Source organism: Nocardiopsis ansamitocini (genome assembly GCF_030268225.1).
GTDB classification, from domain to species: Bacteria; Actinomycetota; Actinomycetes; order Streptosporangiales; family Streptosporangiaceae; genus Nocardiopsis_D; species Nocardiopsis_D ansamitocini.
Window position 1 is genome coordinate 465,995 of the sequence record NZ_BSQG01000003.1, and the last position, 25,096, is coordinate 491,090.

Annotated in this window: 20 protein-coding genes and 1 pseudogene; 13 read left to right on the forward strand and 8 right to left on the reverse strand. The window is 67.1% G+C overall.

Going from position 1 to position 25,096, the window contains the following annotated elements; all coding sequences use genetic code 11:
- Positions 1–122 precede the first annotated feature (122 nt).
- The 3 genes from QSJ59_RS11795 to QSJ59_RS11805 all read left to right on the forward strand — a co-directional run bounded on the left by QSJ59_RS11795 (position 123) and on the right by QSJ59_RS11805 (position 5,654).
- Positions 123–2,207, forward strand: a complete 2,085-nt coding sequence (locus QSJ59_RS11795; protein ID WP_285759395.1) for a SpoIIE family protein phosphatase — start codon at positions 123–125, stop codon at positions 2,205–2,207.
- 343 nt (positions 2,208–2,550) lie between these two features.
- Entirely contained in the window at positions 2,551–4,212 is a 1,662-nt protein-coding gene (locus tag QSJ59_RS11800; RefSeq protein ID WP_285759397.1) for an RNA polymerase sigma factor, read from the forward strand.
- 425 nt (positions 4,213–4,637) lie between these two features.
- Positions 4,638–5,654 carry a hypothetical protein gene (locus tag QSJ59_RS11805; protein ID WP_285759399.1) on the forward strand — a complete coding sequence of 339 codons (1,017 nt, stop codon included), beginning with the start codon at positions 4,638–4,640 and terminating at the stop codon, positions 5,652–5,654.
- Positions 5,655–5,740: 86 nt separating this feature from the next.
- Here QSJ59_RS11805 and yaaA read toward each other — a convergent pair whose 3' ends face one another.
- Together yaaA and QSJ59_RS11815 are read right to left on the reverse strand one after the other, a co-directional pair.
- Positions 5,741–6,538 (reverse strand): peroxide stress protein YaaA, encoded by a 798-nt coding sequence (yaaA, locus tag QSJ59_RS11810; protein WP_285759401.1) that lies wholly within the window; start codon positions 6,536–6,538, stop codon positions 5,741–5,743.
- Between the two features lie 125 nt (positions 6,539–6,663).
- Positions 6,664–6,894 carry a DUF7455 domain-containing protein gene (locus QSJ59_RS11815; RefSeq protein WP_285759403.1) on the reverse strand — a complete coding sequence of 77 codons (231 nt, stop codon included), beginning with the start codon at positions 6,892–6,894 and terminating at the stop codon, positions 6,664–6,666.
- Positions 6,895–7,270: 376 nt separating this feature from the next.
- On the opposite strand from QSJ59_RS11815, the gene QSJ59_RS11820 reads away from it, so the two are divergent.
- Positions 7,271–9,376: a DNA gyrase/topoisomerase IV subunit B gene (locus QSJ59_RS11820; protein ID WP_285759404.1), complete on the forward strand. Its 2,106-nt coding sequence runs from the start codon at positions 7,271–7,273 to the stop codon at positions 9,374–9,376.
- 92 nt (positions 9,377–9,468) lie between these two features.
- Here QSJ59_RS11820 and cds1 read toward each other — a convergent pair whose 3' ends face one another.
- From cds1 to QSJ59_RS11840, 4 genes are all read right to left on the reverse strand, one after another.
- Complete coding sequence (gene cds1 / locus QSJ59_RS11825; RefSeq protein WP_285759406.1) at positions 9,469–10,587, reverse strand: L-cysteine desulfhydrase Cds1; 1,119 nt, start codon at positions 10,585–10,587, stop codon at positions 9,469–9,471.
- A 104-nt stretch (positions 10,588–10,691) separates the two neighbouring features.
- On the reverse strand, positions 10,692–11,018 hold the full coding sequence (locus tag QSJ59_RS11830) for a tetratricopeptide repeat protein (protein WP_285759407.1): 327 nt from the start codon (positions 11,016–11,018) through the stop codon (positions 10,692–10,694).
- 93 nt (positions 11,019–11,111) lie between these two features.
- The gene (locus tag QSJ59_RS11835; RefSeq protein WP_285759408.1) at positions 11,112–11,615 is read right to left on the reverse strand and encodes a beta-class carbonic anhydrase; all 504 of its coding nucleotides are present in this window, start codon (positions 11,613–11,615) and stop codon (positions 11,112–11,114) included.
- A 96-nt stretch (positions 11,616–11,711) separates the two neighbouring features.
- The gene (locus QSJ59_RS11840) at positions 11,712–14,201 is read right to left on the reverse strand and encodes a DNA gyrase/topoisomerase IV subunit A (protein ID WP_285759410.1); all 2,490 of its coding nucleotides are present in this window, start codon (positions 14,199–14,201) and stop codon (positions 11,712–11,714) included.
- Between the two features lie 561 nt (positions 14,202–14,762).
- On the opposite strand from QSJ59_RS11840, the gene mbhE reads away from it, so the two are divergent.
- The 7 genes from mbhE to mnhG are packed head-to-tail and all read left to right on the forward strand — an operon-like array spanning position 14,763 to position 21,058.
- Complete coding sequence (gene mbhE, locus QSJ59_RS11845; protein ID WP_285759411.1) at positions 14,763–17,183, forward strand: hydrogen gas-evolving membrane-bound hydrogenase subunit E; 2,421 nt, start codon at positions 14,763–14,765, stop codon at positions 17,181–17,183.
- Between the two features lie 2 nt (positions 17,184–17,185).
- Complete coding sequence (locus QSJ59_RS11850; RefSeq protein ID WP_285759412.1) at positions 17,186–17,890, forward strand: MnhB domain-containing protein; 705 nt, start codon at positions 17,186–17,188, stop codon at positions 17,888–17,890.
- Positions 17,887–18,261 (forward strand): NADH-quinone oxidoreductase subunit K, encoded by a 375-nt coding sequence (locus tag QSJ59_RS11855; protein ID WP_285759413.1) that lies wholly within the window; start codon positions 17,887–17,889, stop codon positions 18,259–18,261. The genes QSJ59_RS11850 and QSJ59_RS11855 overlap by 4 nt, the downstream gene beginning before the upstream one ends.
- Positions 18,258–19,784 (forward strand): Na+/H+ antiporter subunit D, encoded by a 1,527-nt coding sequence (locus tag QSJ59_RS11860; protein ID WP_285759415.1) that lies wholly within the window; start codon positions 18,258–18,260, stop codon positions 19,782–19,784. The genes QSJ59_RS11855 and QSJ59_RS11860 overlap by 4 nt, the downstream gene beginning before the upstream one ends.
- The gene (locus tag QSJ59_RS11865) at positions 19,781–20,419 is read left to right on the forward strand and encodes a Na+/H+ antiporter subunit E (protein ID WP_285759417.1); all 639 of its coding nucleotides are present in this window, start codon (positions 19,781–19,783) and stop codon (positions 20,417–20,419) included. Before QSJ59_RS11860 ends, QSJ59_RS11865 begins: the two co-directional genes overlap by 4 nt.
- Positions 20,416–20,694 carry an MrpF/PhaF family protein gene (locus QSJ59_RS11870; protein WP_285759418.1) on the forward strand — a complete coding sequence of 93 codons (279 nt, stop codon included), beginning with the start codon at positions 20,416–20,418 and terminating at the stop codon, positions 20,692–20,694. Before QSJ59_RS11865 ends, QSJ59_RS11870 begins: the two co-directional genes overlap by 4 nt.
- On the forward strand, positions 20,681–21,058 hold the full coding sequence (gene mnhG, locus QSJ59_RS11875) for a monovalent cation/H(+) antiporter subunit G (protein WP_285759420.1): 378 nt from the start codon (positions 20,681–20,683) through the stop codon (positions 21,056–21,058). The genes QSJ59_RS11870 and mnhG overlap by 14 nt, the downstream gene beginning before the upstream one ends.
- 81 nt (positions 21,059–21,139) lie before the next feature.
- Here mnhG and QSJ59_RS11880 read toward each other — a convergent pair whose 3' ends face one another.
- Positions 21,140–23,989 carry a glycosyl hydrolase gene (locus QSJ59_RS11880; protein ID WP_285759422.1) on the reverse strand — a complete coding sequence of 950 codons (2,850 nt, stop codon included), beginning with the start codon at positions 23,987–23,989 and terminating at the stop codon, positions 21,140–21,142.
- 200 nt (positions 23,990–24,189) lie between these two features.
- On the opposite strand from QSJ59_RS11880, the gene QSJ59_RS11885 reads away from it, so the two are divergent.
- Positions 24,190–24,441 (forward strand): hypothetical protein, encoded by a 252-nt coding sequence (locus QSJ59_RS11885; protein WP_285759423.1) that lies wholly within the window; start codon positions 24,190–24,192, stop codon positions 24,439–24,441.
- Here the strand turns inward: QSJ59_RS11885 and QSJ59_RS11890 are convergent.
- Positions 24,438–24,755, reverse strand: coding sequence for a hypothetical protein (locus QSJ59_RS11890; protein WP_285759425.1), 318 nt, complete (start codon positions 24,753–24,755; stop codon positions 24,438–24,440). The genes QSJ59_RS11885 and QSJ59_RS11890 overlap by 4 nt on opposite strands.
- A gap of 146 nt (positions 24,756–24,901) precedes the next feature.
- Here QSJ59_RS11890 and QSJ59_RS11895 point away from each other — a divergent pair.
- Positions 24,902–25,093: pseudogene (locus QSJ59_RS11895) on the forward strand (helix-turn-helix domain-containing protein); the annotation flags it as partial.
- Positions 25,094–25,096: the final 3 nt, after the last annotated feature.

Sequence of the window (25,096 nt, forward strand, 5' to 3'; positions counted from 1 at the left end):
CCCCGTGACGCTGGGGGCGGACCGCACCTCTGGTAGATGAGGCGATGTTCGTTATGCTGCCGGCGTTCGATAGCCCGAAGCCCCCCTCCAACGACGGGGAAAGGACCCCGGAGGTGTCACGAATGAGCACCGAGACGTCCGTTCCGCCTCCCCGGTTCTCCCAGCTGAATCCGGTCGACGCCGCGCTGCTGGAAACCCTCCTGAAAGAGGCGCCCATCGGGTTTGCCTTCTTCACCCCGGACTCGCGTTTCCAGCGGGTCAATCGCACCCTCGCCGCGATCTACGGCCTGGCCTCCGAGGACTGCCACGGCTGCACCCCCACCGAGATCCTGGGCTCCTCCGACGCCGCGGCCCACGAGAGCGCGCTGGCTGCGGTGCTGGCGGGAGAGGCAGTGGTCACCAGCGACCACCACCTCATCGGGGGCACCCCCAATCAACCGGACGACGACCGTCACTGGGCGATGTCGTGGTTCCCCGCCTACGGAATCGAGGGCGAGATCACCGGAGCCGCGCTCATCGCTGTGGACATCAGCGAGCGACACAAGGCCGAGGTCACGCTGCGCCGCAGCGAGGAGCGTTACCGTGCTCTGCTCCAAGCGGGAAACCAGATCGTATGGGCAGCCGCGCCCGACGGTCGTGCCCACGAGGACTGCCCGGAGTGGCGTGCTGTCACCGGCCAGTCCGAGGAGGAGTACCTCTCCCGCGGCTGGTTGTCCGCACTGCACCCCGACGATCTGGAACGCGCCGAGCTGGCCTGGGGCGACGCCATCGAGGACCGCACCATCTACGACGCCACCTTCCGGGTTCGCGTCCGTTCCGGCGAGTACCGCCACTACCACTCCCGTGCGGTGCCGTTGGTCCGTGGCGAGCAGATCCTGGAGTGGGTCGGTACGCACGCGGACGTCACCACCCAGCGCGACGCCGAAGAGGTTCGCCAGCGCCTCACCCAGCAGTTGGAGAAGGCCGCAATGCGTACGGTGCGCTTGCAAAAGGCCACCTCGGACCTTGCCGAGGCGCTGACCGTCGACCAGGTGGTGCGGGTCATGACCGAGATCGGCGACACCGCGGTGGGGGTGTTTCGCACCGCTGTGGCCATGCTCGACCGGGAGCGGTTGCGCTTGCAGTTGCTCAACCCCGACGGCATTCCCGACGTCCCCGGTGCGCCGCCCAGCGAGGTCGGGCTGGAATTCCTCAGCACCATGACCCTTGCGGTCCGTGAGGGGCGCCCGATCATCGCGGAGTCGCCCGAGGCGTTCCTGGAACTGATGGAGGAGCACGAGAACGCCTCGGCATACATCGCGCACACCGATGAGCGGGCCTGGGTGGCGCTGCCGCTCATGAGCGCAGGCCGACCACTGGGAGCGCTGCGTTTCGCCTTCCGTGAGGAGCGCGAGATCTCCGACGAGGAGAAAGTCTTCCTCGAAGCGCTCGCCGGCCAGTGTGCACTGGCGCTGGAGCGCGCAACGCTCTACGAGCGGGAGCACAGCACGGCGGAGGCGTTGCAGAACAGTCTGCTGCCCGAGGCGCTCCCTGATGTTCGGGGCATCAAGTTCGCCCAGCTCTACAATCCCGGGACCAAGTACGTCCAGGTCGGCGGCGACTGGTACGACGCTTTCAGGCTCGCCGACGGCCGGGTGGCCGGAGTGCTCGGCGACGTCATGGGCAAGGGCATCAAGGCGGCAACCGGCATGAGCCGGGTACGCAACGCCCTGCGTGCGCTGGCCTTCAGCATGCCCGAGCCGGCCGATGTGCTGACCGGCCTGGACCGGATGTTCGATGCGACGGAGAGTGAAGACCAGATCACGACGCTGATCTATTTCGTCCTGGACCCGGAGACCGGCCGAGGGCATCTCGGCAACGCCGGCCACCTGCCCGCCCTGCTCATCGCCCCGGACGCGACCCCGCAACTGCTGGAGATGGACAAATCCACTCCGCTCGGCGTGCCGCTTCCCCGAGAGCACCATAATTTTTTCGTGCCACCCGGTAACACTGCCGTCCTCTATTCCGATGGACTAGTAGAGAACCGCAAGCGTTCCGCGGGAGCGGGTCTCGACGAACTTGTTACCGTAGCGTCGCAAGCACCGGCGGAGGTGGTGGGCGATCCACAGAAAATCCTCAAGTACCTTGTGGAGAGGATGCTCACGGGGTACGAGCAGGATGACGATGTAACCTTGCTCGCTGTCCACGTGCCTGCAGAGCGGGACTAGGTCGCGTGAGCAGCCGGTAGATAGGTCAGTGAAGAACACGTCCACCTTGTCCAAGGTGGGATTCAAAGATCCAGAGTGGTCCCCGCCAAGCGCGGGGATGATCCGAAACCCGACCACAGGGGCGTTTCATCCGCGGAACGGCATGACCCGCGGTGAAAACCTTACTGGGCAGATGTGCCGAAGCGCTAGAGAAGGCGCATACGCTCAACGAGGAAAACTCAGTGGTTCCCCGCACGCGCGGGGTGTTCTCGGGCTTGAGCCAGGAATGCGAAGCACCTTCCTTCCCGACTCCTCGGGTCGTCGAGTCCAGCAATCTCGCCACACGTCCGTTCGAGAGGTGTTTGTGTCACCTGCCAGTTCGACCCGCTCTAAGCAGCCGGAGTCGCTGCAAGAGCCCGTCATCCAGCAGCTGATCGAGCGTGGGCGGTCCCAGGGGTACCTTGAGCCCGAGGACGTGCGCCGTGCGTTTGAAGAGGCCGACATTCCGATGTCGCAGGCGCAAGCTGTGCTCCGCAGCTTGACCAAGGAAGGCGTGACCCTCGTCGTCGGAGCGGCAGAGTCCGCGCCGACCCGGCGCAAGTCCACGCGACGCAAGGCCGCTGCCCCGCGTACCGCTGCTGCCACCTCCACCACACGCGCCAAGCGTGCGGCAGCGGCTCAGGAGCAGCCCGAAACGGTGACCGCCGTCGTCGACGCGGGGGAAACCCCCGCCAAGGCAGCCGCGCCCAAGAAGCGTGCAGCCAAGACGGCCACCACCAAGGCCGCTCCCGCGAAGCGGGCGGCAGCCGGCAAGAAGACCGCGGCCAAGGGCCCGGCCAAGAAGACCAAGGACGACGACGTCGTTCTCGCCGCCGAGGACGAGGACATCGACCTCGAGGCGACCGAGGCGACCGAGGACTTCGAGGAGGGTACCGCCGACCTCGAACTGGTCGAGGACACCGAAGAGGTTCCGGAGAAGATCGTTGCCGGCCCCGTCGGCAAGACCGGCAAGGGCGGTACGCCCGAGAAGACCTCCACCAGTTCCGAGGACGAGTCCTTCGTCCTCTACGACGACGACGATGACGCCCCCGCCGCGCAGGTCGTCGCAGCCGGGGCGACCGCCGACCCCGTCAAGGACTACCTCAAGCAGATCGGCAAGGTCCCGCTGCTCAACGCCGAGCAGGAGGTGGAGCTGGCCAAGCGCATCGAGGCCGGTCTGTTCGCCGAGGAGAAGCTGGCCGACGAGGCCGAGACCCTCGACTTCGACGGTCGCGACGAGCTGGAGTGGATCGCCGAGGACGGTGGTCGCGCCAAGAAGCACCTCCTCGAGGCGAACCTGCGGCTGGTCGTTTCGCTGGCCAAGCGCTACACCGGCCGGGGCATGCTCTTCCTGGACCTCATCCAGGAGGGCAACCTCGGGCTGATCCGCGCAGTGGAGAAGTTCGACTACACCAAGGGCTACAAGTTCTCCACCTACGCCACGTGGTGGATCCGCCAGGCGATCACCCGCGCCATGGCCGACCAGGCCCGCACCATCCGCATCCCGGTGCACATGGTGGAGGTCATCAACAAGCTGGCCCGGGTGCAGCGTCAGATGTTGCAGGACCTGGGCCGGGAGCCCACTCCGGAGGAGCTCGCCAAGGAGCTCGACATGACTCCGGAAAAGGTCGTGGAGGTGCAGAAGTACGGCCGCGAGCCGATCTCGCTGCACACCCCGCTGGGCGAGGACGGCGACTCCGAGTTCGGTGACCTGATCGAGGACTCCGAGGCGATCCAGCCTGGTGAAGCGGTCAGTTTCACCCTGTTGCAGGAGCAACTGCATTCGGTTCTCGACACGCTCTCCGAGCGCGAGGCCGGTGTGGTGTCCATGCGGTTCGGGTTGACCGACGGCCAGCCCAAGACGCTCGACGAGATCGGCAAGGTCTACGGCGTGACCCGCGAGCGGATCCGCCAGATAGAAAGCAAGACCATGTCGAAACTGCGGCACCCGTCGCGTTCCCAGGTGCTGCGCGACTACCTGGACTAGTCCAGGCGCTACGTACTCGATCGTGGTCTCGGTGCGGGCTGGTGGTTCTTCCTCAAGGGAGACCCCGGCCCGCACGTTTGTGCCGGTGTTCCCCGGTGGTGGACCCGGGACGGTTCACGATCGGTCCATGGTTCCCGTATCCGGGGCGCAAGCACCACCGCCGTACTGTGGGCGGACAGCCCCGTCCGCAGCCATAATGATGCAGCGTGCGGTGTATGGCCCAGATAAAGCACCGATGCAGCATTGTGACCTGGTTTCCGCGGTGGTGCGGGTGGCGTGTTCTCGCTGCCCCTGATTGCTGTGCGGCTGCCCGGGGTGGTTCCCTTCGGCTGTGCGGACACAGTTGAATCATCCCTGAGGTATGTCGGCAAATGTTATTGAAAGTCGCTTTTCCTGGTTGCCGTGATCGGTAGTCTTCTGTATCCATGGGGCTATTCGGGCGCAAAGCCGCCGATAAGACGCAAGACGCGCTCGTTCGTACCCTCGTCGACGGACGCTGTTGGAACGACCCTGCTCTGGATGCCGGGGTCGACGCGGTCGAGGAAGGCCATCTGACCGCCGGCCTGACCCTGCTCAAAGAGTCACGGACCGACCCCGAGCTGCGGTCGCTCTATGTGGAGGCCCTCGGCAACGCCGCCATCGGACGCAGTGGTCAGGTACACGGCCTCCTGACGGAGGACACCGCTCGTGAGGACGCCGCCGACATCCTGTTGTGGCTGGGACGCACGCTGATCGACGAGGCATGGGAGATCCGTGGTGCGGGGAGCGCGGACACGGTCGGAGCTGAGCGGTTCAAACTCTTCTTCGCGACCCTGGGCAACGCCCGGGAGCCGTTGCTGGCTGCCGCCGAGATCGCTGCCGACGATCCTGTCCCGTGGGAGTGCCTCCAGTGGTTCGCCCTGGGAATGCAACTGGAGCGCGACGAGAAGGACTACATCTGGCAGCGTGTGGTCGAGCGCTGTCCCACGCTGTATCCGGCGCACTGGGGGCGGGTTCAGACGCTGGCCGCCAAGTGGGGCGGCTCGCACGAGGAGATGCTCGAGTTCGCCCGGGGGTCGGTGGACATCGCGCCGCCCGGACATCCCCTGACCTCCATGGTCGCGCTGGCGCACGTCGAGCGGCTCATGGGACTCTTCGACGATCTCGCCCAGCGCAGGAAGTTCGTCGCCGCGGTCAAACTCAACGTGCGCTACTACGACGAGCAGGTGCGTGACGAGCTGACCCGGGCCGCGCAGAAGTGGTGCGCCGCCCCGGTCGCCCATCCGCGGGATCTGCAGGCGCATCACCAGTTCGGATGGGTCTTCAAGGAGGCCCAGGAGAAAGAGCGCGCCCGCTGGCACCTCTACCAGGTGGGGGACAGGGTGCACCACTGGCCGTGGGCGAGCACGGGAAAACCGGTCGAGGCATTTGCCAAGGCGCTGAGCAGCCTGGGCCTGGCCTAGGTGCGGGCGGGGCCTGCCGGCGCCCTCGGTCGTTCGTTCGGCGGGAGGTACCGTCCTGCACCACCCTCGGGGCGGGGAGGCGCGGATCAGCCGGTGACGACGACATCGAGTGAGAACGGCTTCCCCCGACGTTCGGGGGAGCGCAGTTCGACAGTATGCCCGAGACCACCGAGCGTCTCGGCGAGTTCGTGTGGGGTCTGTGGGGACAGCCCCTCGGCCAGGAGGGTGTGGGCGATCTCACCGCGGGTGGCCTTGGCCATGTGACTCACCACCGACCGTTTGGCCACTCCCTCCGTCACCGCCTCGCGGAGAACCCGGACGGTGACCGTCCGTTCGGCGGTGTCGGCATCGGGTCGAAAGGCTGCGGCGTAGGCCGCGGAGCGGCAGTCCACGACGAGTTGCCCCGCCGCCCGTTTGCCCAGGGCTTCGCTCAGATGGCCGCGCCAGAAGGCCCCGAGGGCTCCCAGGGGCGGCAGTTTCACCCCCATGGACAGCCGGTAGGGGGGAAGCGCGTCCCGTGGCCCCACGACGCCCCACAGGCCCGAGAAGATCAGTGTCGACTCCTCGGTCAGGGCGGAGGTGGAGCCGGCCAGCAGTTCGGGAAGCCCGAGTGCGTCGTAGAGCACCCCGGTGTAGAGGTCAGCGGCCCGCAGTGTTGCGGAGGTACGCAATTCCCGGTTGCGGTGGAGCGCGTCGGTCTGTCCGGGAGTGAGCCCCAGCACCTTCCTCGCCTCGGCTTCAGGACGTGCGCACACTGCTTCGAGCGCCGTCATGACCTGCTCGCGAGCCGGAGTGACCTCGCTGAGGCCGAGTTCGGTGAGCTCCAGCGCGGATCCGTTGCCGGTGGTCGCCTTTCCCTCTGAAGGGGGCAGGAGGATGAGCATGGGCGGCCTTCGTCGTCTCGGGCCCTGCGGAGTGCGTGTGCCCCGCAGGCGAAAATGCTCAGGGCAAAGACATCGGCGGCGGCCCCGGGAGAGGGGCCGCCGCCGGACGTCTTCCTTATCGAGTTCTAACGGTCGTCCTCAGCCACATCGGCCTTGGTCGAGTGGAGTCGGTCGGTCTCGTCCTGGATTTCCGACGCAATCTTGCGGATCGAGTCATCGTGCTTGCGCATGTGGTGGGCGCAGAACAGAAGTTCACCACCGGAGCTGAGCACCACGCGGACGTACGCCTGTGCGCCGCACCGGTCGCAACGGTCAGCAGCCGTCAGCGGCTGGGTGGGGGCAAGAGTTCCAGTCACTTCGCCTTCCTCCATACTCGGCGTTAGTCACTCAGGACAACATCTAACCGGACGAAGAGCTTCCCGACCAGCTCTTCTGTACGCCGACAGCAGAATCGGCCCGGTTTGTGACCTACCTCTCCGCTTTGTCTAGTTGTCTGATCGGGGTTCTACCCTGCGACACGCGTGCTTACGCCGAAGCGCGGAAATGCGGCTTGCCACAACTGCGGCTACCCTGCAATCCGAACTACTGTGCTATCGCACCCTTTGTTTGAGCGCGCGGAGATGGCCGCAGGGCCCGCGCGCTCGACTTTCACCGCCCCTGTCCGCCCGCGGCCAGACACCGGAGCGGCATCAGAGCTTGCTCCAGTCCTCAAGACATCGCAGGAGAGTCCACGTGACCGCCCTCACCCAAGCCGTCCACGACCCCGAGGACTACTCGGCTCGGCACCTTTCGGTCCTGGAAGGTCTGGAGGCGGTTCGCAAGCGGCCCGGTATGTACATCGGCTCCACCGACAGCCGGGGCCTCACCCACTGCATGTGGGAGATCATCGACAACGCCGTCGACGAGGCGCTGGGGGGCTACTGCACCCGCATCGACGTCGCCCTGTACCCCGACGGCTCGGTCGAAGTCCGTGACAACGGGCGCGGCATCCCGGTGGACATCGAACCCAAATCCGGGCTCAGCGGCATCGAACTGGTCATGACCAAGCTGCACGCCGGCGGTAAGTTCGGCAGCGGCTCCTACACCGCGTCGGGTGGTCTGCACGGTGTGGGCGCCTCCGTGGTGAACGCCCTCTCGGCCCGTCTGGACGTCGAGGTGGACCGTCAGGGGCACACCCACTCGATCAGTTTCCGTCGTGGCATCCCGGGTTCCTTCGCCGCTGCCGGCCCCGACACCGAGTTCACCCCCGGATCCGGTCTGTCCGAGGGCCGCCGCATCGCCAAGAAGGTCACCGGTACCCGGGTGCGGTTCTGGGCGGATCGCCAGATCTTCCTCAAAGAAGCCGACATCACCCGTTCCGCGCTGCTGGACCGCGCCCGCCAGACCGCCTTCCTCATCCCCGGTCTGACCATCGCCGTGCGCGACGAGCGGATCACCGAGGAGCCCCCCTACGAGGAGGAGTTCCGCTTCGACGGCGGAATCGGCGAGTTCTGCGGCTACCTCGCACCCGACCAGGGCCTCAACGACGTGCTGCGCATCGAGGGCACCGGCCAGTTCACCGAGACCGTCCCGGTCCTCGACGACCAGGGGCACATGACCGCCACGGACGTCGACCGTCGCCTCGAAGTCGACGTCGCGTTGCGCTGGGGGACCGGTTATGACACCACCGTGCGTTCCTTCGTCAACGTGATCGCCACCCCCAAGGGCGGCACCCACATGGCCGGGTTCGAACGGGCGCTGGTGCGGGTGATCAACGACCAGTTGCGCACCACCAAGCTCCTCAAGGCCAGCGACGACCCGGTGAACAAGGAGGACGTCCTCGAAGGTCTTACCGCCGTGATCACCGTCCGGTTGCCGGAGCCCCAGTTCGAGGGCCAGACCAAGGAGATCCTCGGGACCTCTGCGGCCAGCCGGATCGTCTCCCAGGTCGTGGGCAAGGAGATCCGGGCCTTCCTCACTTCGACCAAGCGTGCGGAGAAGCAGCAGGCCCGCACGGTCCTGGAGAAGGTCGCCAACGCGGCCAAGGCCCGTCTGGCGGCCCGCCAGCAGCGTGAGACCCAGCGCCGTAAGAACGCCCTGGAGTCCTCTGCGCTGCCGGCCAAGCTGGTGGACTGCCGCAGTGAGGGGCTGGACCGCAGCGAGTTGTTCATCGTCGAGGGCGACTCCGCCCTGGGCACGGCCAAACTCGCCCGCGACTCCGAGTTCCAGGCGCTGCTGCCAATTCGCGGCAAGATCCTCAACGTGCAGAAGTCCTCGGTCGCGGACATGCTCAAAAACGCCGAATGCGCGGCGATCCTCCAGGTCATCGGGGCGGGGTCCGGGCGTACCTTCGACCTTGAGGCGGCCCGCTACGGCCGGGTCATCCTGATGGCCGACGCGGATGTCGACGGCGCGCACATCCGGTGCCTGCTCCTGACGCTCTTCTACCGTTACATGCGCCCGATGCTTGAGGCCGGCCGGGTCTTCGCCGCTGTGCCACCGCTGCACCGCATCGAGCTCACCAACGTCCGCAAGAAGCGCGGCGCCAAGCCCGAGGACCGCTACATCTACACCTACTCCGATGCCGAGCTGCACCGAAAGACGCTCGAACTGGACAAGAAGGGCATCTCCTGGAAGGAGCCCGTCCAGCGTTACAAGGGTCTGGGCGAGATGGACGCCGACCAGTTGGCGGAGACCACCATGGACCCGCGTTTTCGCACTCTGCGGCGTATCCGTGTCGAACACGCGGAAGAGGCGGCCTCGGTGTTCGACCTTCTCATGGGCAACGAGGTCGCCCCCCGCCGTGAGTTCATCAGCAAGGGCGCCCAGGAGCTCGACCTGGCGCGGATCGACGCTTAGTCAGGGCCGGGCGGTGCGGGGAACGACTCCCTGTACCGCCCGCTCCCCGTACGGCACGACCTTTCTCGGCGCACACCCTGCCCCGACGGCCGTCAGGCCGGTGGGGCCCATTCACCGTCGGTCAGGAAGCGCTCCAGCGCCGCGGTGTAGGGCGCGAGGTCCATGCCCTGGGCCGCCACCCAGTCGTCGTCGTAGTAGCTGTGCCGGTAGCGTTCGCCGCCGTCGCAGATCAGGGTCACCACACTGCCCCGGGTGCCGTTCCGGCGCATCCGGGCCACCAGCTGCCATACCCCCCACAGGTTGGTCCCGGTGGAGCCACCCGCGCACAGTCCCATGACGGTGTCCAGATGTCGGGCCGCCGCGATACTCGCGGCGTCGGGCACCGGAATCATCAGGTCGATCACCGAGGGCACGAAACTGGGCTCCATCCGGGGCCGCCCGATCCCTTCGATGCGCGAGGGCATCCCGGTGGCATAGTCGGCAGTGTCGGTCACCCAACCGGGGAAGAACGCGGAGTTCTCCGGGTCGACCACGGCCAGACCGGTGCGATGGCGGCGATAGCGCAGGTAGCGGCCGATCGTCGCCGATGTGCCCCCGGTCCCCGCCCCCATCACGATCCACTCCGGGACCGGATAGCGTTCCAGTTCCAGCTGCTGGAAGATCGATTCGGCGATGTTGTTGTTGCCCCGCCAGTCCGTGGCGCGTTCGGCGTAGGTGAACTGGTCCATGTAGTGGTGGTTGGGCTTCGCCGACAGCCGTTCGGCCTCGGTGTACATCTCGTCGGGCACGTCCACGAAGTGACATCGCCCGCCATAGCGTTCGATGAGCGCGATCTTCTCGGGGCTGGTACTGCGCGGCACCACGGTCACGAAATCCACTCCGACGAGCCGGGCGAAGTACGCCTCCGATACCGCCGTCGATCCCGAGCTGGCCTCCACCACCGTGGTGTGCTCGGTGATCCACCCGTTGGCCAGCGCGTAGAGGAAGAGCGATCGGGCCAGTCGGTGTTTGAGGCTGCCGGTCGGGTGCACCGACTCGTCTTTGAGGTAGAGGTCGATTCCCCATTCCGCGGGCAGCGGGAAAACGTGCAGGTGGGTGTCGGCGCTGCGGTTGGCGTCGGCCTGCACTCTGCGGATCGCCTCGTCCACCCAGGCGCGGGCGCTGGTGCTGGTGCGATCGACCCAGGCTGGCTCGTCTGGCTGCGCTCTCATGCCCAGCAGCTTAGATCAGGCGGTGTTTCGTCTTCTCGAACACGCAAAGGGCCGCCCTCCCGGACCCGGGAGGGCGGCCCTTTGCGAATCGGGCTGTTGCGGGGTCAGTCCAGTGACCCGCCCGACATCACCGCGTGCATCCTGCGGTAGGGAGCGGCCTCTGCGCCGCGGTTCTGTCGTTCCAGGGAGCGCGCCAACGCGATGTGCGCCCAGGCGTCGCACGGGTCGAGCTCGATGATCCTGCGGAAGGTCTCCTCGGCTCGGGAGAGCTGGGCGGAGTGGAAGTAGGCCCTGCCCAAAAGCTCCAGGACGGTGCGGTTGTCGGGGGACTCCTCGGCGAGCGGCGCCAGTAGTCGCGCGGCTCCGATCGGGTCGCCGAGGTCGAAGGACCGCCGGCCGCGGGCGTAGGTGTCGTAGGTCGTCTCCGCCATGCGAACTCCCTTCATCAGGGATCACAACAGTGGTGCGGAGTAGGACATTCCCCACCTTCGCGTGTCCGACACCGATCGGTGCAGCGCGCCTCCTCACTCCGTGACGGGGGTAACCGTGCCGGTGTCCACGTCGTACACCGCACCGGCCACGGCCAGGTTCTTCGGCAACAGCGGGTGGTGGCGGATGCGCTCCAAGTCGTGGCGCAACGCTCCCAGCTGGTCCTTGTCGGTGTGGAACTCCAGACTGCGGGTGTCCACCCCGTGCCGTGCGGCGATGATGTCGTGCACCTCCGCGTCCCCCGACACCGACGCCATCTTGCAGCGGGTGTGCGGGAGCACCATGACCCGGTCCACCCCGAGCAGGTAGACCGCCAGCACCAGGGTGCGCAGAGTGTCATCGGTGACGCGGGCGCCGGCGTTGCGCAAGATCTTGGCGTCGCCGGGTTTGAGCCCGAGCATCTCCAGCGGTTCGATTCGAGAGTCCATGCACGTCACGAGGGCCAGGCCACGCGCGGCCACGGGTTGCAGGCCACCGAGGTGGAACCGGCGGACATAGTCCGCGTTCGCGGTGAGGACGTCGTCGAAGGCATCGGTCACAGTTTCCTCCAGGAACGGTTGTGCAGGATGAGGACAGCATGGCAAAGCCGTGCCGACCGATGTGGGTCGACACGGCTTTTCGCCGGATGCCGGGCGTCAGCTCGTCGAGAGCGCCGCCGCGACCTCACCAGTATCGGACCGTCCCGTTCCGACCACGGCGATGGGGCGGGGCAACGCCTCGCCGGAGCCGTCGCGGCGGGGGTCGGCGTCGGGCAGACGGACGGGGCCGCCATCGGCACGGAAGGCGCGTGCGGGTGCGCGGCCGATCCAGGCGAACAGCAGTACGTCCTCGCCCTTGAGGAAGCGTTGGCAGCGCACGCCGCCGGTGGCCCGTCCCTTGACCGGGTAGGCCGCCAGCGGGGTGGTCTTTCCGCTGCCGGCCTGGGTCCCGGCAAGGGCCTGGCTGCTGCCGGCGATCGTCACCACCACGCAGTCGTCGGGGTGGGTGGGCGCGCCGAACCACAGCGCATGGGCGTCCTCGGACAGCTTCACCCCGGCCACGCCGCCGGCAGGCCGGCCCTGGGTACGTACCGACGAGGCGGGGAAGCGCAGCAGCTGCCCCTCGGAGGTGATGAAGACGAGGTCCTCGTCCCCGGTGACGAGCTGGGTCGCGCCGACCAGCCGGTCGCCTTCCCTGAGGTTGATGACCTCGAAATCGTCCTTGTTCTGCGGGAAGTCGCCGCCGACCCGCTTCACGATTCCCTGGCGGGTGCCCAGGACGAGACCCGGACCGTCGGCGGCCAGCGAGGCGAGCGCGATCACCTGCTCGTCGCCGTCCAGTTCGACGAACTCGGTGACCGGTGAGCCGGCGGCCAGCGCGGGGGAGTCTCCCGCCTGGGTCGGCAGCTCGGGGAGCTCGAGTACCGGGACCTTGATCAGTCGGCCCAGGTCGGTGACCAGAGCGAACTCGCCGCGCACGGTGGTGCGCAGGTTGGCGGCCAGGGCGTCGTGCTTGGCGCGCGGCCCCTCGAACATCGGGGGCAAGGCGGCCCCGGCGCTACGGCCGAGCATCCCGCTGCTGCTGAGCAGTACGTGACAGGGATCGTCGCCGACCTCCAGCGGGACAGCGGAGCTTCGGGTGGCGCCGTTGCTCTCCTTGAGAACCGTGCGGCGCGGGGTGGCGAACTCCTTGGCGACCTCGGCCATCTCCTTGGAGACGACCTTGCGCAGCAAGGTGTCGGACTCCAGGATCGCGGTCAGCTCGGCGATCTCCCGGTTGAGCTGGTCGCGTTCGGTCTCCAGTTCGAGCTTGTCGTACTTGGTCAGGCGCCGCAGCGGCGTGTCCAGGATGTAGCGGGCCTGGGTGTCGGACAGCTCGAACGTCGTCATCAGGCGCTGGCGCGCCTGGCCGGAGTCCTCGGAGTCGCGGATAAGCGCGATGACCTCGTCGATGTTGATCAACGCGATCAACAGACCGGCGACCAGGTGCAGTCGTTCCTGGCGTTTGCCCCGACGGTGTTCGCACCGCCGGCGTACTACGTCGAGGCGGTGCTGCACGTAGACCGACAGCAGTTGGCGCAACCCCAGGGTCTGGGGCTGGCCGTCCACCAGCGCCACGTTGTTGATGCCGAAGGACTCCTCCATCGGCGTCAAACGGTACAGCTCCTCAAGGACGGCTTCGGGATTGAAGCCGTTCTTGAGCTCGATGACCAACCGCAGCCCCTGGTTACGGTCGGTGAGGTCTTTGAGGTCGGAGACGCCCTGCAGTTTCTTGGCCTGGACCAGGTCCTTGATCCGGCTGACGACCTTCTCCGGGCCGACGTTGTAGGGCAGTTCGGTCACGACCAGGCCGGTGCGGCGCGGGGTGATCTTCTCGACGGCCACGGTGGCGCGGGTGCGAAACACCCCGCGACCCTTGGTGTAGGCGTCGCGGATGCCGTCGAGTCCGTTGATGGTTCCGCCGGTGGGCAGGTCGGGCCCCGGAACGAACTCCATCAGGTCTTCGAGAGTGGCCTCGGGGTTGGCGATGAGGTGCCGCGCCGCGGCGACGACCTCCCCCAGGTTGTGCGGGGCCATGTTGGTGGCCATGCCCACCGCGATCCCGGACGCGCCGTTGACCAGGAGGTTGGGGAACGCCGCCGGCAGGACCTCCGGTTCGTTCTCCTGGCCGTCGTAGTTGGGCCGGAAGTCCACGACGTCCTCGTCGATGGACGCCACCATCATCCTGGCGGCCGGATTGAGCCGGGCTTCGGTGTAGCGCATGGCCGCGGGAGCGTCGTCGCCGCCCAGCGAACCGAAGTTTCCGTGCCCGTCCACCAGGGGGACCCGCATGGCGAAGGACTGGCTCAACCGCACGAGCGCGTCGTAGATCGAGCCGTCACCGTGCGGGTGCAGCTTGCCCATGACCTCGCCCACCACGCGGGCGCACTTGACGTGCGCGCGCTCGGGCCGCAGTCCCATCTCGTTCATCTGGTAGAGGATGCGCCGCTGGACGGGCTTCATCCCGTCCCGGGCGTCTGGGAGCGCACGCTGGTAGATGACCGAGTACGCGTACTCCAGGAAACTGCCACGCATTTCCTCGGAGACGTCGATATCGATGATCTTCTCGGCGAGTTCCTCTGGGGGCGGGGACGTAGTACGGGCCATGCCCGTCATTGTGGCCTGAGCCAGGGACACGCGCGAACCGGGAAGCACCCGGCGGAGTCGGCGTGTCGGACCGTGGCGAGCGCCGCAACGGTGCGGAGTGAGGCGTTTCATGCGCGCCCAGGGAGGAAAAGTCTTGGGGATGGCCCTGGGCTGTCAACGCTGTGTGACCACCCTCCGGGAGAACAAGGTGTGGACGCCGGCCCCCATAAGTGGGACGCTGAGTTTCAGCTAACGCATTCGGTGAGATCAAACACCTTGATTTCTGGAATGGGCTGCGTGTCGAGAACGCCCTTCCGGTCACATTCTCTCCCTTACCAGTGAAAACACGGAGAGTAATCATGGCTGGGGGGGAACGTGGGGCAGCGAATGGTACACCTGCTTTCCCCTACGTCAAGGTAGATGTTTGTAGTGCCGGTAACCTTTGCGTGTCCCATTCGTCCACTCATGCTTCACCCCGCCCCGTACGCCGCCCGGTGGTGAGAAAGGTTGCGCCCCCGGTCCCAACCGCCCTAGACACTCATGCTGCTGCCCTTTATTTTTGCGCTCCATGCCATCGTGGCCGTGGTCGTACCGTCGCTCGTACGCGTCATGGGCTCTCGTGCGTTCCTCGTGGCGAGTGTCCCTCTGGCCTTCTCGGCGATCTGGGTGCTCACCCAGGCGCCCGGGATCGTCGGCGGTCGCCCCGTGGTCGCCTCCGTGCCCTGGGTACCGGCTCTCGGCATCACCTTCGACTTCCGGATCGACGCGCTCTCGCTTGCGATGGTGCTGCTCGTCTCCGGTGTCGGCGCTGTCATCTTCTGTTACAGCGCCGCCTACTTCCATGCCGGAGAGCGTGCACTGGCCCGGCTGGCCGGCATCCTCGTGCTGTTCGCCGGAGCAATGCTCGGTGTGGTCACCACCGACAACCTCTTCGCGCTGTACGTTTTCTGGGAGCTCACGTCGGTCTCCTCCTTCCTGCTGGTCGCACACTCCGACCACAAGGAGAACGCCCGCCGCGCCGCCACCCAGGCGCTGGTCACCACGGCCGGCTTCGGTCTGCTCATGCTGATCGGGTTCATCCTGCTCGGCCAGATCGGCGGCACCTACCGCATTTCCGAACTGGTCGCCAACCCCCCGGTCGACAGTCCGTGGCTGCCGCTCGCGCTGATCCTGATCCTGGGCGGCGCGTTCGCCAAGTCCGCGCAGGCGCCGCTGCACTACTGGCTTCCGGGTGCGATGGTCGCGCCCACCCCGGTCAGCGGATACCTGCACGCTGCGGCGATGGTCAAGGGCGGCGTCTACCTCATCGCCCGCCTCGCCCCGGGCTTCGCCGACGTCGACCCCTGGCGGGCCATGGTGCTCGCCTTCGGGCTCGCCACCATGATCATCGGTGCCTGGCGGGCGCTGCGCCAGGACGACCTGAAGCTGCTGTTGGCCTACGGAACCGTCAGCCAACTGGGGTTTCTCACCCTGCTCGCCGGGGTGGGCACCCACACGGCCGCCGTGGCGGCGATCGCCATGCTGTTGGCCCACGGTTTCTTCAAGTCGACGCTGTTCCTCACGGTCGGGGTCGTCGACCACCAGGCAGGGACCAGAAGTATCAGCCGTCTCACCGGACTGGGCCGGCGCATGCCGGTGCTGGCCGTGGCCGCGGGGCTGGCGGCCGCATCGATGGCCGGGTTGCCCCCTCTGCTGGGGTTCGTCGGAAAGGAGGCAGCGCTCGAAGCGTTCGTGCCAGGGCATGAGGCCGCCCTGTCCACGCCGGTCGCCGCTGTCATGCTCACCGGGATCGTGCTCGCCTCGGTGCTCACCTTCGCCTACAGCGCCCGGTTCGTCTGGGGGGCTTTCGCGGACAAGCAGACCGTCTCGGGATTCCCCTTCCCCAAGCCGAGCCGTCCTTTCATCGCGGCTCCGGTGCTGTTGTCGGCCACCGGACTGCTCCTGGGCGTCCTGCCCTTCGCGGTCGACCCCATCGCCCAGTCCTATGCCTCGCCCTACAGCGGATCCGGCTACGACTACCACCTCGAACTGTGGCACGGGTTCACTCCGGCGCTGGGCCTGTCGGTGCTGCTGACCGCGGCCGGCGTGGCGCTGTTCTGGCAGCGCAGAACGGTGACCAAGGTCCAGAACTCGATGCCGAGCTGGCCCGAGGCCGAGGTCGGATACCACCTGTTCATCCACGGCATCTACTCCACGGCCCTCCAGGTCACCCGTCGGACCCAGAGCGGTTCCCTGCCGGTCTACCTCGGCATCATCTTGGCCACCATGCTCGCGCTGCCCGGCGTGCGATTGCTCTCCGCGCTGGTCAGCGGGGACGTCGCCCTGCCGGACAACGACACAGGGCTGCGACTGTGGGACAACCCGCTGGAGATCGTGGTCGCGCTCGTCATCCTGGTCACCGCGGTGGCCACGGTGCGCGAGCACCGACGGTTCCCCGCGCTGATCATCATCAGCGCCCTCGGTTTCGGAATCGCCGGCCTGTTCGTTCTGCACGGCGCACCCGACCTGGCCCTCACCCTGGTCCTGGTCGAGACACTGACCACGATCATCCTGGTGTTCGTGCTGCGAAGGCTGCCGGCGAACTTCGGCACCCGGCCCAACGGCTGGGCCAAGCGGCTCACCGTGCTGCTGTGTGCTGCGGCCGGAAGCTTCATCGCGGTCTCGCTGTGGGTGATGTCCGCTGCCCGCACCAGCGCACCCATCTCGGAAGAGTTCGCTCTCTACGCGGACGAGGCCGGCGGGCACAACCTGGTCAACATCATCCTCGCCGACTTCCGTGCACTGGACACCTTCGGCGAGACCATCGTCCTGGCCACCGCCGCGGTGGCGGTCGCCTCACTGGTGCTGCTCAACCGGCGCGACCGGGTGGTCGACGAGACCGACGACAACGACGACATCGCGGTCAACGAGACCGAGGCCGACGCAGCGGTCCTGGACGGGGCGGCCCCGAACAGTGTCGCTTTCGCGGACAGCCCCGCCGACCACCCCCGTAAGGAGGGCTGACCATGCCGACGGAGTCCTTCGAGACCGGTCGCCCGTTCATAGCGGGCCCCGGTGTACCCGACGAATCGGGGGGGTTGCCCGAGGGCTGGGAGGCACCGAGGGAACGCTGGCTCAGTACCGTGGTCCGCCCCGCCTTCGGCCCCCGCTCGGTACTGCTCGAGGTCGTGGCCCGGCTGCTGATCCCGGCGATCCTCGTGCTGTCGGTGTTCCTGCTGGTCTCCGGACACGATCGGCCGGGCGGGGGATTCGCGGGCGGTCTCGTGGCCAGCATGGCCTACGTGCTGCGCTACATCGCCGGCGGACGCCAGGAACTCATCGCCGGGCTTCCACTACGTCCCAACGCCCTGCTGTCGCTGGGCATGTTGATCGGTTGTACTGCGGCCGGGCTGCCACTGCTGTTCGGCAGCCCCGTCCTCGACACCGCCAAATGGGAGCTGGTCCTCCCGGTCTTCGGCGACGTCAAGGTTCTCAGCGCGCTCTTCTTCGAGGTCGGTGTCTACCTGATCGTCGTGGGTCTGGTGCTGTCGGTGGTCGCCGCACTCGGTGCGCGGATGGAGGCCGAGGAAGAGGAGGCCCGTACCGAGCAGGAGCAGCGCATCGCCAGGCAGGCCCGACGCACCGCGCAACGGTCGGACGCCGTGCGCGCGGCCGAATCCCAGGACACCCCACAACCGCCCCCCATGAACCCAGGAGGCGAGACGCGATGACCACTCCCAGCCTCTTGCTCATCATCACGGTGGCCGTGCTCTACTCCAGCGGCTTCTACCTGCTGTTGCAGCGCTCTCTTATGCGCGTGGTCTTCGGCATCCTGGTGCTGGGCCACGCCGCGAACCTGTCGTTGCTGCTCACCGACGTCGCAATCACGCTTCCGCCGCTGTTGGGCGGACCCGAGGGCGAGCTGTCGGACCCGCTTCCGCACGCCATGGCGCTGACCGCCATCGTCATCACCTTCGGTGTGACGACCTTCCTCCTGGCCCTGGCCTACCGGGTCTGGCTGGGAGACGAGAACGACGAAGTACCCGACGACCTCGAGGACCGACGCATCAGCAGCCTGACCGAGCCGGAGGACTCCTCGTGAACGTCCTCTTGGCCATCCCTCTCATCGTTCCTCTGCTCGGTGCGGCGGTGACGCTGCTGCTGCGCCGAACGCCCCGTTCCCAGCAGATCGCCAGCGTGCTGACGCTGAGCGTCGTCGTGGTCAACGCCGCGGTCCTGCTGTGGCAGACCCGCGACGGCGCCATCATGGTCAGCCAGGCCGGAAACTGGCCGGCGCCGCTGGGCATCACACTGGTGGCCGACCCGATGGCCGCGCTGCTGGTGCTGACGTCCTCGGTGGTCCTGCTGGTCGTGCTCCTGTACGCCATTGGACAGGACATCGGCGGTCTCAGCCGGGCCACCCCGCAGATCTTCCATCCGATCTATCTGGTGTTGACCGCCGGGGTCTGCCTCAGCTTCATCGCCGGGGACCTGTTCAACCTGTTCGTCGGCTTCGAGATCATGCTGACCGCCAGCTATGCGCTCATCACCCAGGCCCCCACCCGGGCCAGGGTCCGAGCCAGCATGATCTACACGGTCGTCAGCCTGACCTCCTCGATCCTGTTCCTGACCGGGATCGCGCTGGTCTACGCCCTGACCGGCACCGTGAACATGGCCGACATCTCCGAGAAGCTGGGGACCGCGCCACCCGAACTGCGCATGGTGCTCGCGCTCCTCTTCTTCGTGTTCTTCGGGATCAAGGCAGCCATCGTGCCCATGCACTTCTGGTTGCCCGACAGTTACCCGGTGGCACTCACCAGGATCTCGGCGATCTTCGCGGCCCTGCTCACCAAGGTCGCGGTCTACGCCATCATCCGCACCCAGACCCTGCTGTTCCTGCGCGACGACATCTCCACGGTCATCATGGTGGTGGCGATCGCGACCATGATCGTGGGAATTCTCGGTGCGCTGGTCCAGGACGACATCAACCGAGTGATGTCCTTCGCGCTGGTCAGCCATATCGGCTTCATGATCTTCGGGTTGGCCCTGGGGACCGCTGCTGCTCTGGCCGGTGTCGTCTTCTACCTGGTGCACCATATCGTCGTGCAGGCCACACTCTTCATGGTCAACGGCCTCATCAGGCAATACGTCGGCCATACCTCGCTGCGGGCGATCCGTGGCCTCACGACCGTCTCCCCGGTACTGGCGCTGTTCTTCTTCCTGCCGGCACTGAGCCTCGCCGGACTGCCGCCGATGTCGGGCTTCATCGCCAAGGTCGCGTTGTTCGAGGCCGGTGTGGCGAGTGGCGGAACGCTGGCCTGGACCGGTGTCGCGGCAGGGGTGCTCACCAGCCTGCTCACCCTGATTGCAATCTTCAGGATCTGGACCAGGGCGTTCTGGGGGACTCCGCGCCCGGACATGGTCGAGGCCAAGAAACAGTTGCGCTCCGGTTCCAACCTGGGCGGGCTGCACGTCATGACGGCGATGACCGGGGTGATGGTGGGAGTCGGACTGCTGGTTGCGGTGGCCGCGGGCCCGCTGATCGACGTCAGCATGACCGCGGCCGAAGACCTGGTGGACGGCCGCGCCTACATCACCGCGGTGCTCGGCGAGGAGGGGCGATGACAGAAGGCGTGATCCCCACAACCTATGAGCAGAGCGAAAGCACCAGCGCGATCGACGGCAACCGCCCTTGGTACCGCAGGCTCGTCGCACGGGTACCCACGGTGCTGCTCCTGGCCGCCATGTGGGTAACCCTGTGGGGTGACCCGAGCCCGGGCACCATCCTGGCCGGCATCATGGTGGGCACGCTGTGCTACTCCGTGGCCAAACTGCCGCACTTCCCGGTGCGGCTCGGCTTCAGTCCGTTCTACGCGACGAAACTGGCCGGAAAGATCGGCCTGGACCTGTTGTTGTCCAGCACGCGGGTGGCCTTCCACGTCCTGTGGCGTCCTGCCAGGGTGCGCGGCGCGATCGTGGCGGTGCCCATGCGCACCAACTCCGATTTCCTGCTGGCCATGGTCAGCGGTTCGATGTCGCTCATCACCGGAAGCCTCGTCATCGAGCTGAACCGGGAACAGGGCGTCATCTACGTGCACGGCTTTCCGGCCGCCTCCGAGGCCGAGGCGGACCGGTTGCGCAACCAGATCGCCCACACCGAGGAGCTGTTGGTCCGTGCCTTCGGGACCCGCAGCGACATCGCCGAGCTGGAGGCCCGCACCCCGGCTGCGGCCGAACGGACCGAGGAGGGGACCGCATGAGCCTGATGTACTACGTCTACGTCGCGACCTTCACCATGCTGGGTCTCGGCGTGCTGTTCACGCTGTACCGGTTGGTGCGCGGCCCGTCCGTGCTGGACCGGGTCGTGTGCCTCAATACGCTCTCGGTGCTCCTGGTCAGCGCCATCGCGGTTGAGGCGTCGGTACGCGGCGACACCGCCTATTTCGGGTTGATGGTGACAATCGCACTCCTGGGTTTCGTCGGCACGATCACGGCGGCCCGGTTCGCGGAAAGGCGGGCCCATGACCGCGGCTGACTGGACCACCGCGGTGCTGCTGCCGCTGGGGGCGTTGTTCGCGCTGATCGGAACGATCGGCCTGGTGCGCTTCCCGACCCTGCTGGGTCGCATGCACGCCGCCACCAAACCCGACACCGTCGGCCTGGTGCTGCTTCTCCTGGGTGCGGCATTCCAACTGCCCGGTGTCGGCGCAGCCGCACCACTGGTACTCGTCGTGCTGTTCCAGTTCGTGACCGTCCCGGTCCTGGCCCAGACCTTGGGGAGGGTGGCCTACAGCAGGGGCGAGACCAGCAACGACCACCTTGTCCTGGACGAGTTGAACGAGGCCATCGAGTTGGCGAAGAAGGATGCGGGCAACTCCGGCGGAGAACAGGACCGGTGATCGGCGCACACGGCGCCGATCACCGGCCGGGCCGACCGGACCGGGAGCGGTCCCGGTCCGGCGGCGCTGGTCGTGCGGGCGTCAGTCGCGGAACGGGATCCGCAGAGTCGCCTGAGCACCGTCGGGAGCATTGATCCGAACCTCGGAGGAATGGGCGCCCAGCGCGCTCCACAGTTCGAGCCGGACGGTTCCGCCATTCAGGTCGCCCAGCGTCCCGGTGCTGGACGCGATTCCCTGCGACTGGGCGTAGGTCTCCCAGCCGGGCAGATCGTTGGTCGCGAAATAACGGTAGGTCTCGACCCTGTCGAAGGTCCCGTCCCCGGTCAGGTCGTAGGAGACGCGGGCTTGGACGGCATTGCCGACCGAAGCGCCCGAGTCCACCGGTAGGGAGAACTGGGTCGTGCCCGAGGCACGGGTTCCGGTAAGGTCCTCGATTTCGAACACCACCGGGTTGGCCGGGGCGCCGTCGTGGTTGGCCCCGCCGGCCGACGGGATGGTCAGACCGGCTGCCGCCGAACCCGGGGTGGTCGAGAGTTTTCCCTCGCCGAGGTGAAGGGTTCCGTCCCCCACGTTTCCGGGGTCACCGGGGTCACCGGGGTCCGGAGACGGTTCGGGGGAGGGCTCGGGATCGGGACCGGGGCCACTGCTGCCCTCGCCGGTGGCAAGGTGCCCCGGCTGCACGGTGAGCGTCTGACCGTCGGAGAAGGCGACGGTGATCGGCTCGGTTCCGGCGTTGAAGGCCGCGTGGGTCCGGGTGCCGTCCTTGCTGAAGACCGCGTAGTGCGGGGTGTCGGCCGTGACTGAGGTGTCCACGGTTCCCACGTCCGCCAGAGTGGATACCCACTGGTAGGTGTGGGCCTTGGACGACCCGGATTCGGGCTCGTAGCTCTGCCACTGTGCCTCGAACTTGCTCAGTGCCGCCTCGGGGTCCGACATTGCGAGTTGGGCCCAGTGGATCTCGCGCCAAACCTCGGGGTCGCGGCCGAGTTTGGCCACCAGCGAGTCGTACATGGCGCCGGCGTGCTCGGTGTCGTATCCCAGGTAGAGCGATCCTGCGGTGATGGGCAGGTAGTTGATCCCGTAGTGCTCCTCGTCCTGGCCGTCCCACCAGATTCGGTAGTCGCCGCCGTCGCCCCAGACCATGCCGACCACGTCGTGGTCGAAGTCGGCGGGGAAGGAGTCGCCGTCGGAGTCCTGCCAGTACCGGCTCATCGCCGACGCCTGGGTGGTGTGCATGTAGACGCCGAGGTCGCGCAGTTCGTCGTCGCCGGTCAGCGATCCCAGGAGAGCGGTACTCGCCGCGAAGTGCATGGCCTCGGAAGAGGATTCCTGGTTGTTGCCGGCTGCGAAGCCGGCGTGACCGGAGGCCCAGCCGTGCCCGGCGTAGGGGGAGAAGGCGCGCATCCAGGGGAAGCGCTCGTCGTCGCGGTCGGGGTTGTTCGCATCCTTGAGGATGGTCTTGACCATCGATCCCCACTGGTCGTCGGAGATCCAGGCACGGTCATAGCGGGCGATCGTGGCTGCGGCGGTGACGAAGTAGCCGTAGTGGAAGTCGTGGTCGTTGAGCTCCCTGTCCGCACCGAAGCTGGACGGGTAACCGATCAGGGTGCTCCACTCGGAGCTGTAGTAGAACTGGGCGTTGTCGCCGTTGCCGTCGGCGGTCAGCCAGTCCTCCATCTTGTTCTCCAGCAGGTCCAGCAGGCCGTCGCGGCCGGCGGAGTAGCCGATGGAGTCGGCGATCGGGACGAGTTGGGCCAGTCGGCCGAGGGCCTTGCCGGTCCAGTAGGTGTCGGTCGCCTCCTTCCAGGGGTCGTCGGCGTTCAACTCCTCGTCGATCAGCGTGCGCAGTCGCTGGTGGTCGGCGGAGTCGACTGTGGGCAGGCTGGGCAGGATGCCCTGGGTCGGCAGTTCGGTGGTGAAGTGGTCGCCCGCCACGACGCGCATCGTGCCGCGGGGGGAGGCGTACTCCAGGTCGAGCAGGGAGTCGGAGGTCTCCTTCCACTGGTGCGGGTAGAGGGCGATCAGGGTGCCCTCGGTGGAACCCTCGCGCGCTTCGGTCGTGACTTCGTAGCGGCTGGTGAGGCTGGCGGCCTCGGGGTCGTAGTCGTAGCTGAGCGTGCTGCCGGTGACGAACGAGTACGCGTACTCGGCGTAGTCGTCGAGGTCGGTGGTCTCGGGCAGGGCGGCGACGGAGACGTACCCCTGCTGGCCCAGGTCCGCGGTGAACACCGATCCCGAGCCGGACCAGGTCACGCCCGAGGGGGCGAACAGTGCGTAGTGCTTGCCGTTGACGGTTGCGCCGATGGTGGAGCCGCTCTCGTGCCACACGGTGGGCGCGGCGGAGAATTCCACTCTGGCGGGGCCGCCGGTGATGTCGGCGTAGGTGAAGGGCAGTCCCTGGCCGATGGTCGCGCGCAGGCTCCGGGAGGCGTCGGAGAGGTCGGCGGTCACGGTCCAGTCGCTGTAGTCGGCGACCTTCGCGCTGGGGGCGTTGAGGCCGCTGATCCCGAGGGTGAGGTCGGGGGAGTGCGAGTACTCGTACTTGAGCCCGTTGCCGACCAGTTGGTGATTGGGGGTGTAGCCGATTTCCAGACCGTCGGATCCGGCCTTGAAGGACAGCGGGTGGGCGTAGAGGTTCTCGCCGTAGGGGTTGTCGGGATAGCGCTGGAAGATCAGGGAGGACCACCAGTCGTTGGTGGCGGCCGGCTTGTCGAAGTCCTCGGTGACCTTGGGTGAGACCGGTTGGTCGTTGAGGTTGCTGGGACCGAGTGTGCCGGCGGGCTGTGTGGTCGTATAGCTGCCTGCACCGACCTGTACCTGGTCTGCGGAGGCGGGAAGGGCCTGGGACACGAGCAGGGTCCCGGCCAGGAGGGTGACCGCTGCGGCCGGAGCCGCTACGCGTCGTAGTCGGCGACGGGGAGGATGGGACATGGGCAGCCTTCTTCACGGAGATAGCGGGGAGCTGCAGGTAAGCCCGGGGTAAAACTGGGAGCGCTCCCAGTCATGAGACCCGCATCACAGCGTTGCCGTCAATACGAAGAAATGCCGCTGTTACCCAGGTGTTACTTACTTGAGGGGGGAATGTCATATCAAAGTCGATTTATGGCTTTTGTTCGAGGGAGTCTCTCGCCGTGTCCGACAAGAACCGACCGCTTCCCCCAACGGTGGCCGACCGCCTGGAGCATCCACCCTCGGTAGAGCTGCTCCTCGACGCCGATCATCACGATCCGCCGCAACGGGGAGAGAACGCCGAAGAGAATGACAAACGCGACCTCGACCGGTCCACCGGGGTGGAACCCGGCGAAGTGAACCGTTCCGGAAGCCAGACCGATCGACACCCAGGCGGCCACGAACACCACCGCGACGCCGACCCCGGACCCTAGGCCGCGCAGCGCACCACGGTCGACGGGAAGGCCGGTAGAGGCGAACAGGGCACGCCCCTCGTAGAAGCGCAGCACAGCAGCAGGGGGATGTAGGGGAGCAGGTTCTGCACGATCTGGATCAGGAAGCCCACGGCGCCTCCTGCCCAGAGGCCGGCCGTCTGCGCGACGGCTCCCGCCACGGACGACAGCGGGATGCCGACCATGATCACCAGGTAGAACACCTGGCACAACATGACCACCAGCAGCGGATGCGTCACCCGTCGTCCTCGCGCACCCAACCGGACGAAGTCCTCAACTGAGGAAATGTTTCTCATGAGGGGAACCGTAGGAACGGGGGCCCCCGCAGACATCGGGCGCCGGGCACGTGCCGGTCACGACCGGGGCCGACACCGCGATGCTGGCTTCGCGGTATGACCCCATCGGGCCTCGCGAACCCGATCGGTCGCCCTCTTCCGGGGCCGCCGCGCTCTCCGACCGCGAACGCGAGGTCGCCGCCCTGGTCGGCACGGGAGCGACCAACCGGGACATCGCCAGTGGACTGTTCATCACCCAGGGAACGGTCAAGAACCACATCTCCAGCGTCCTGCGCAAGCTGGGGCTGCGCGACCGCACGCAGCTGGCCGTCTGGGTGAGCAGTCAGCGGGCGCGCTGACCC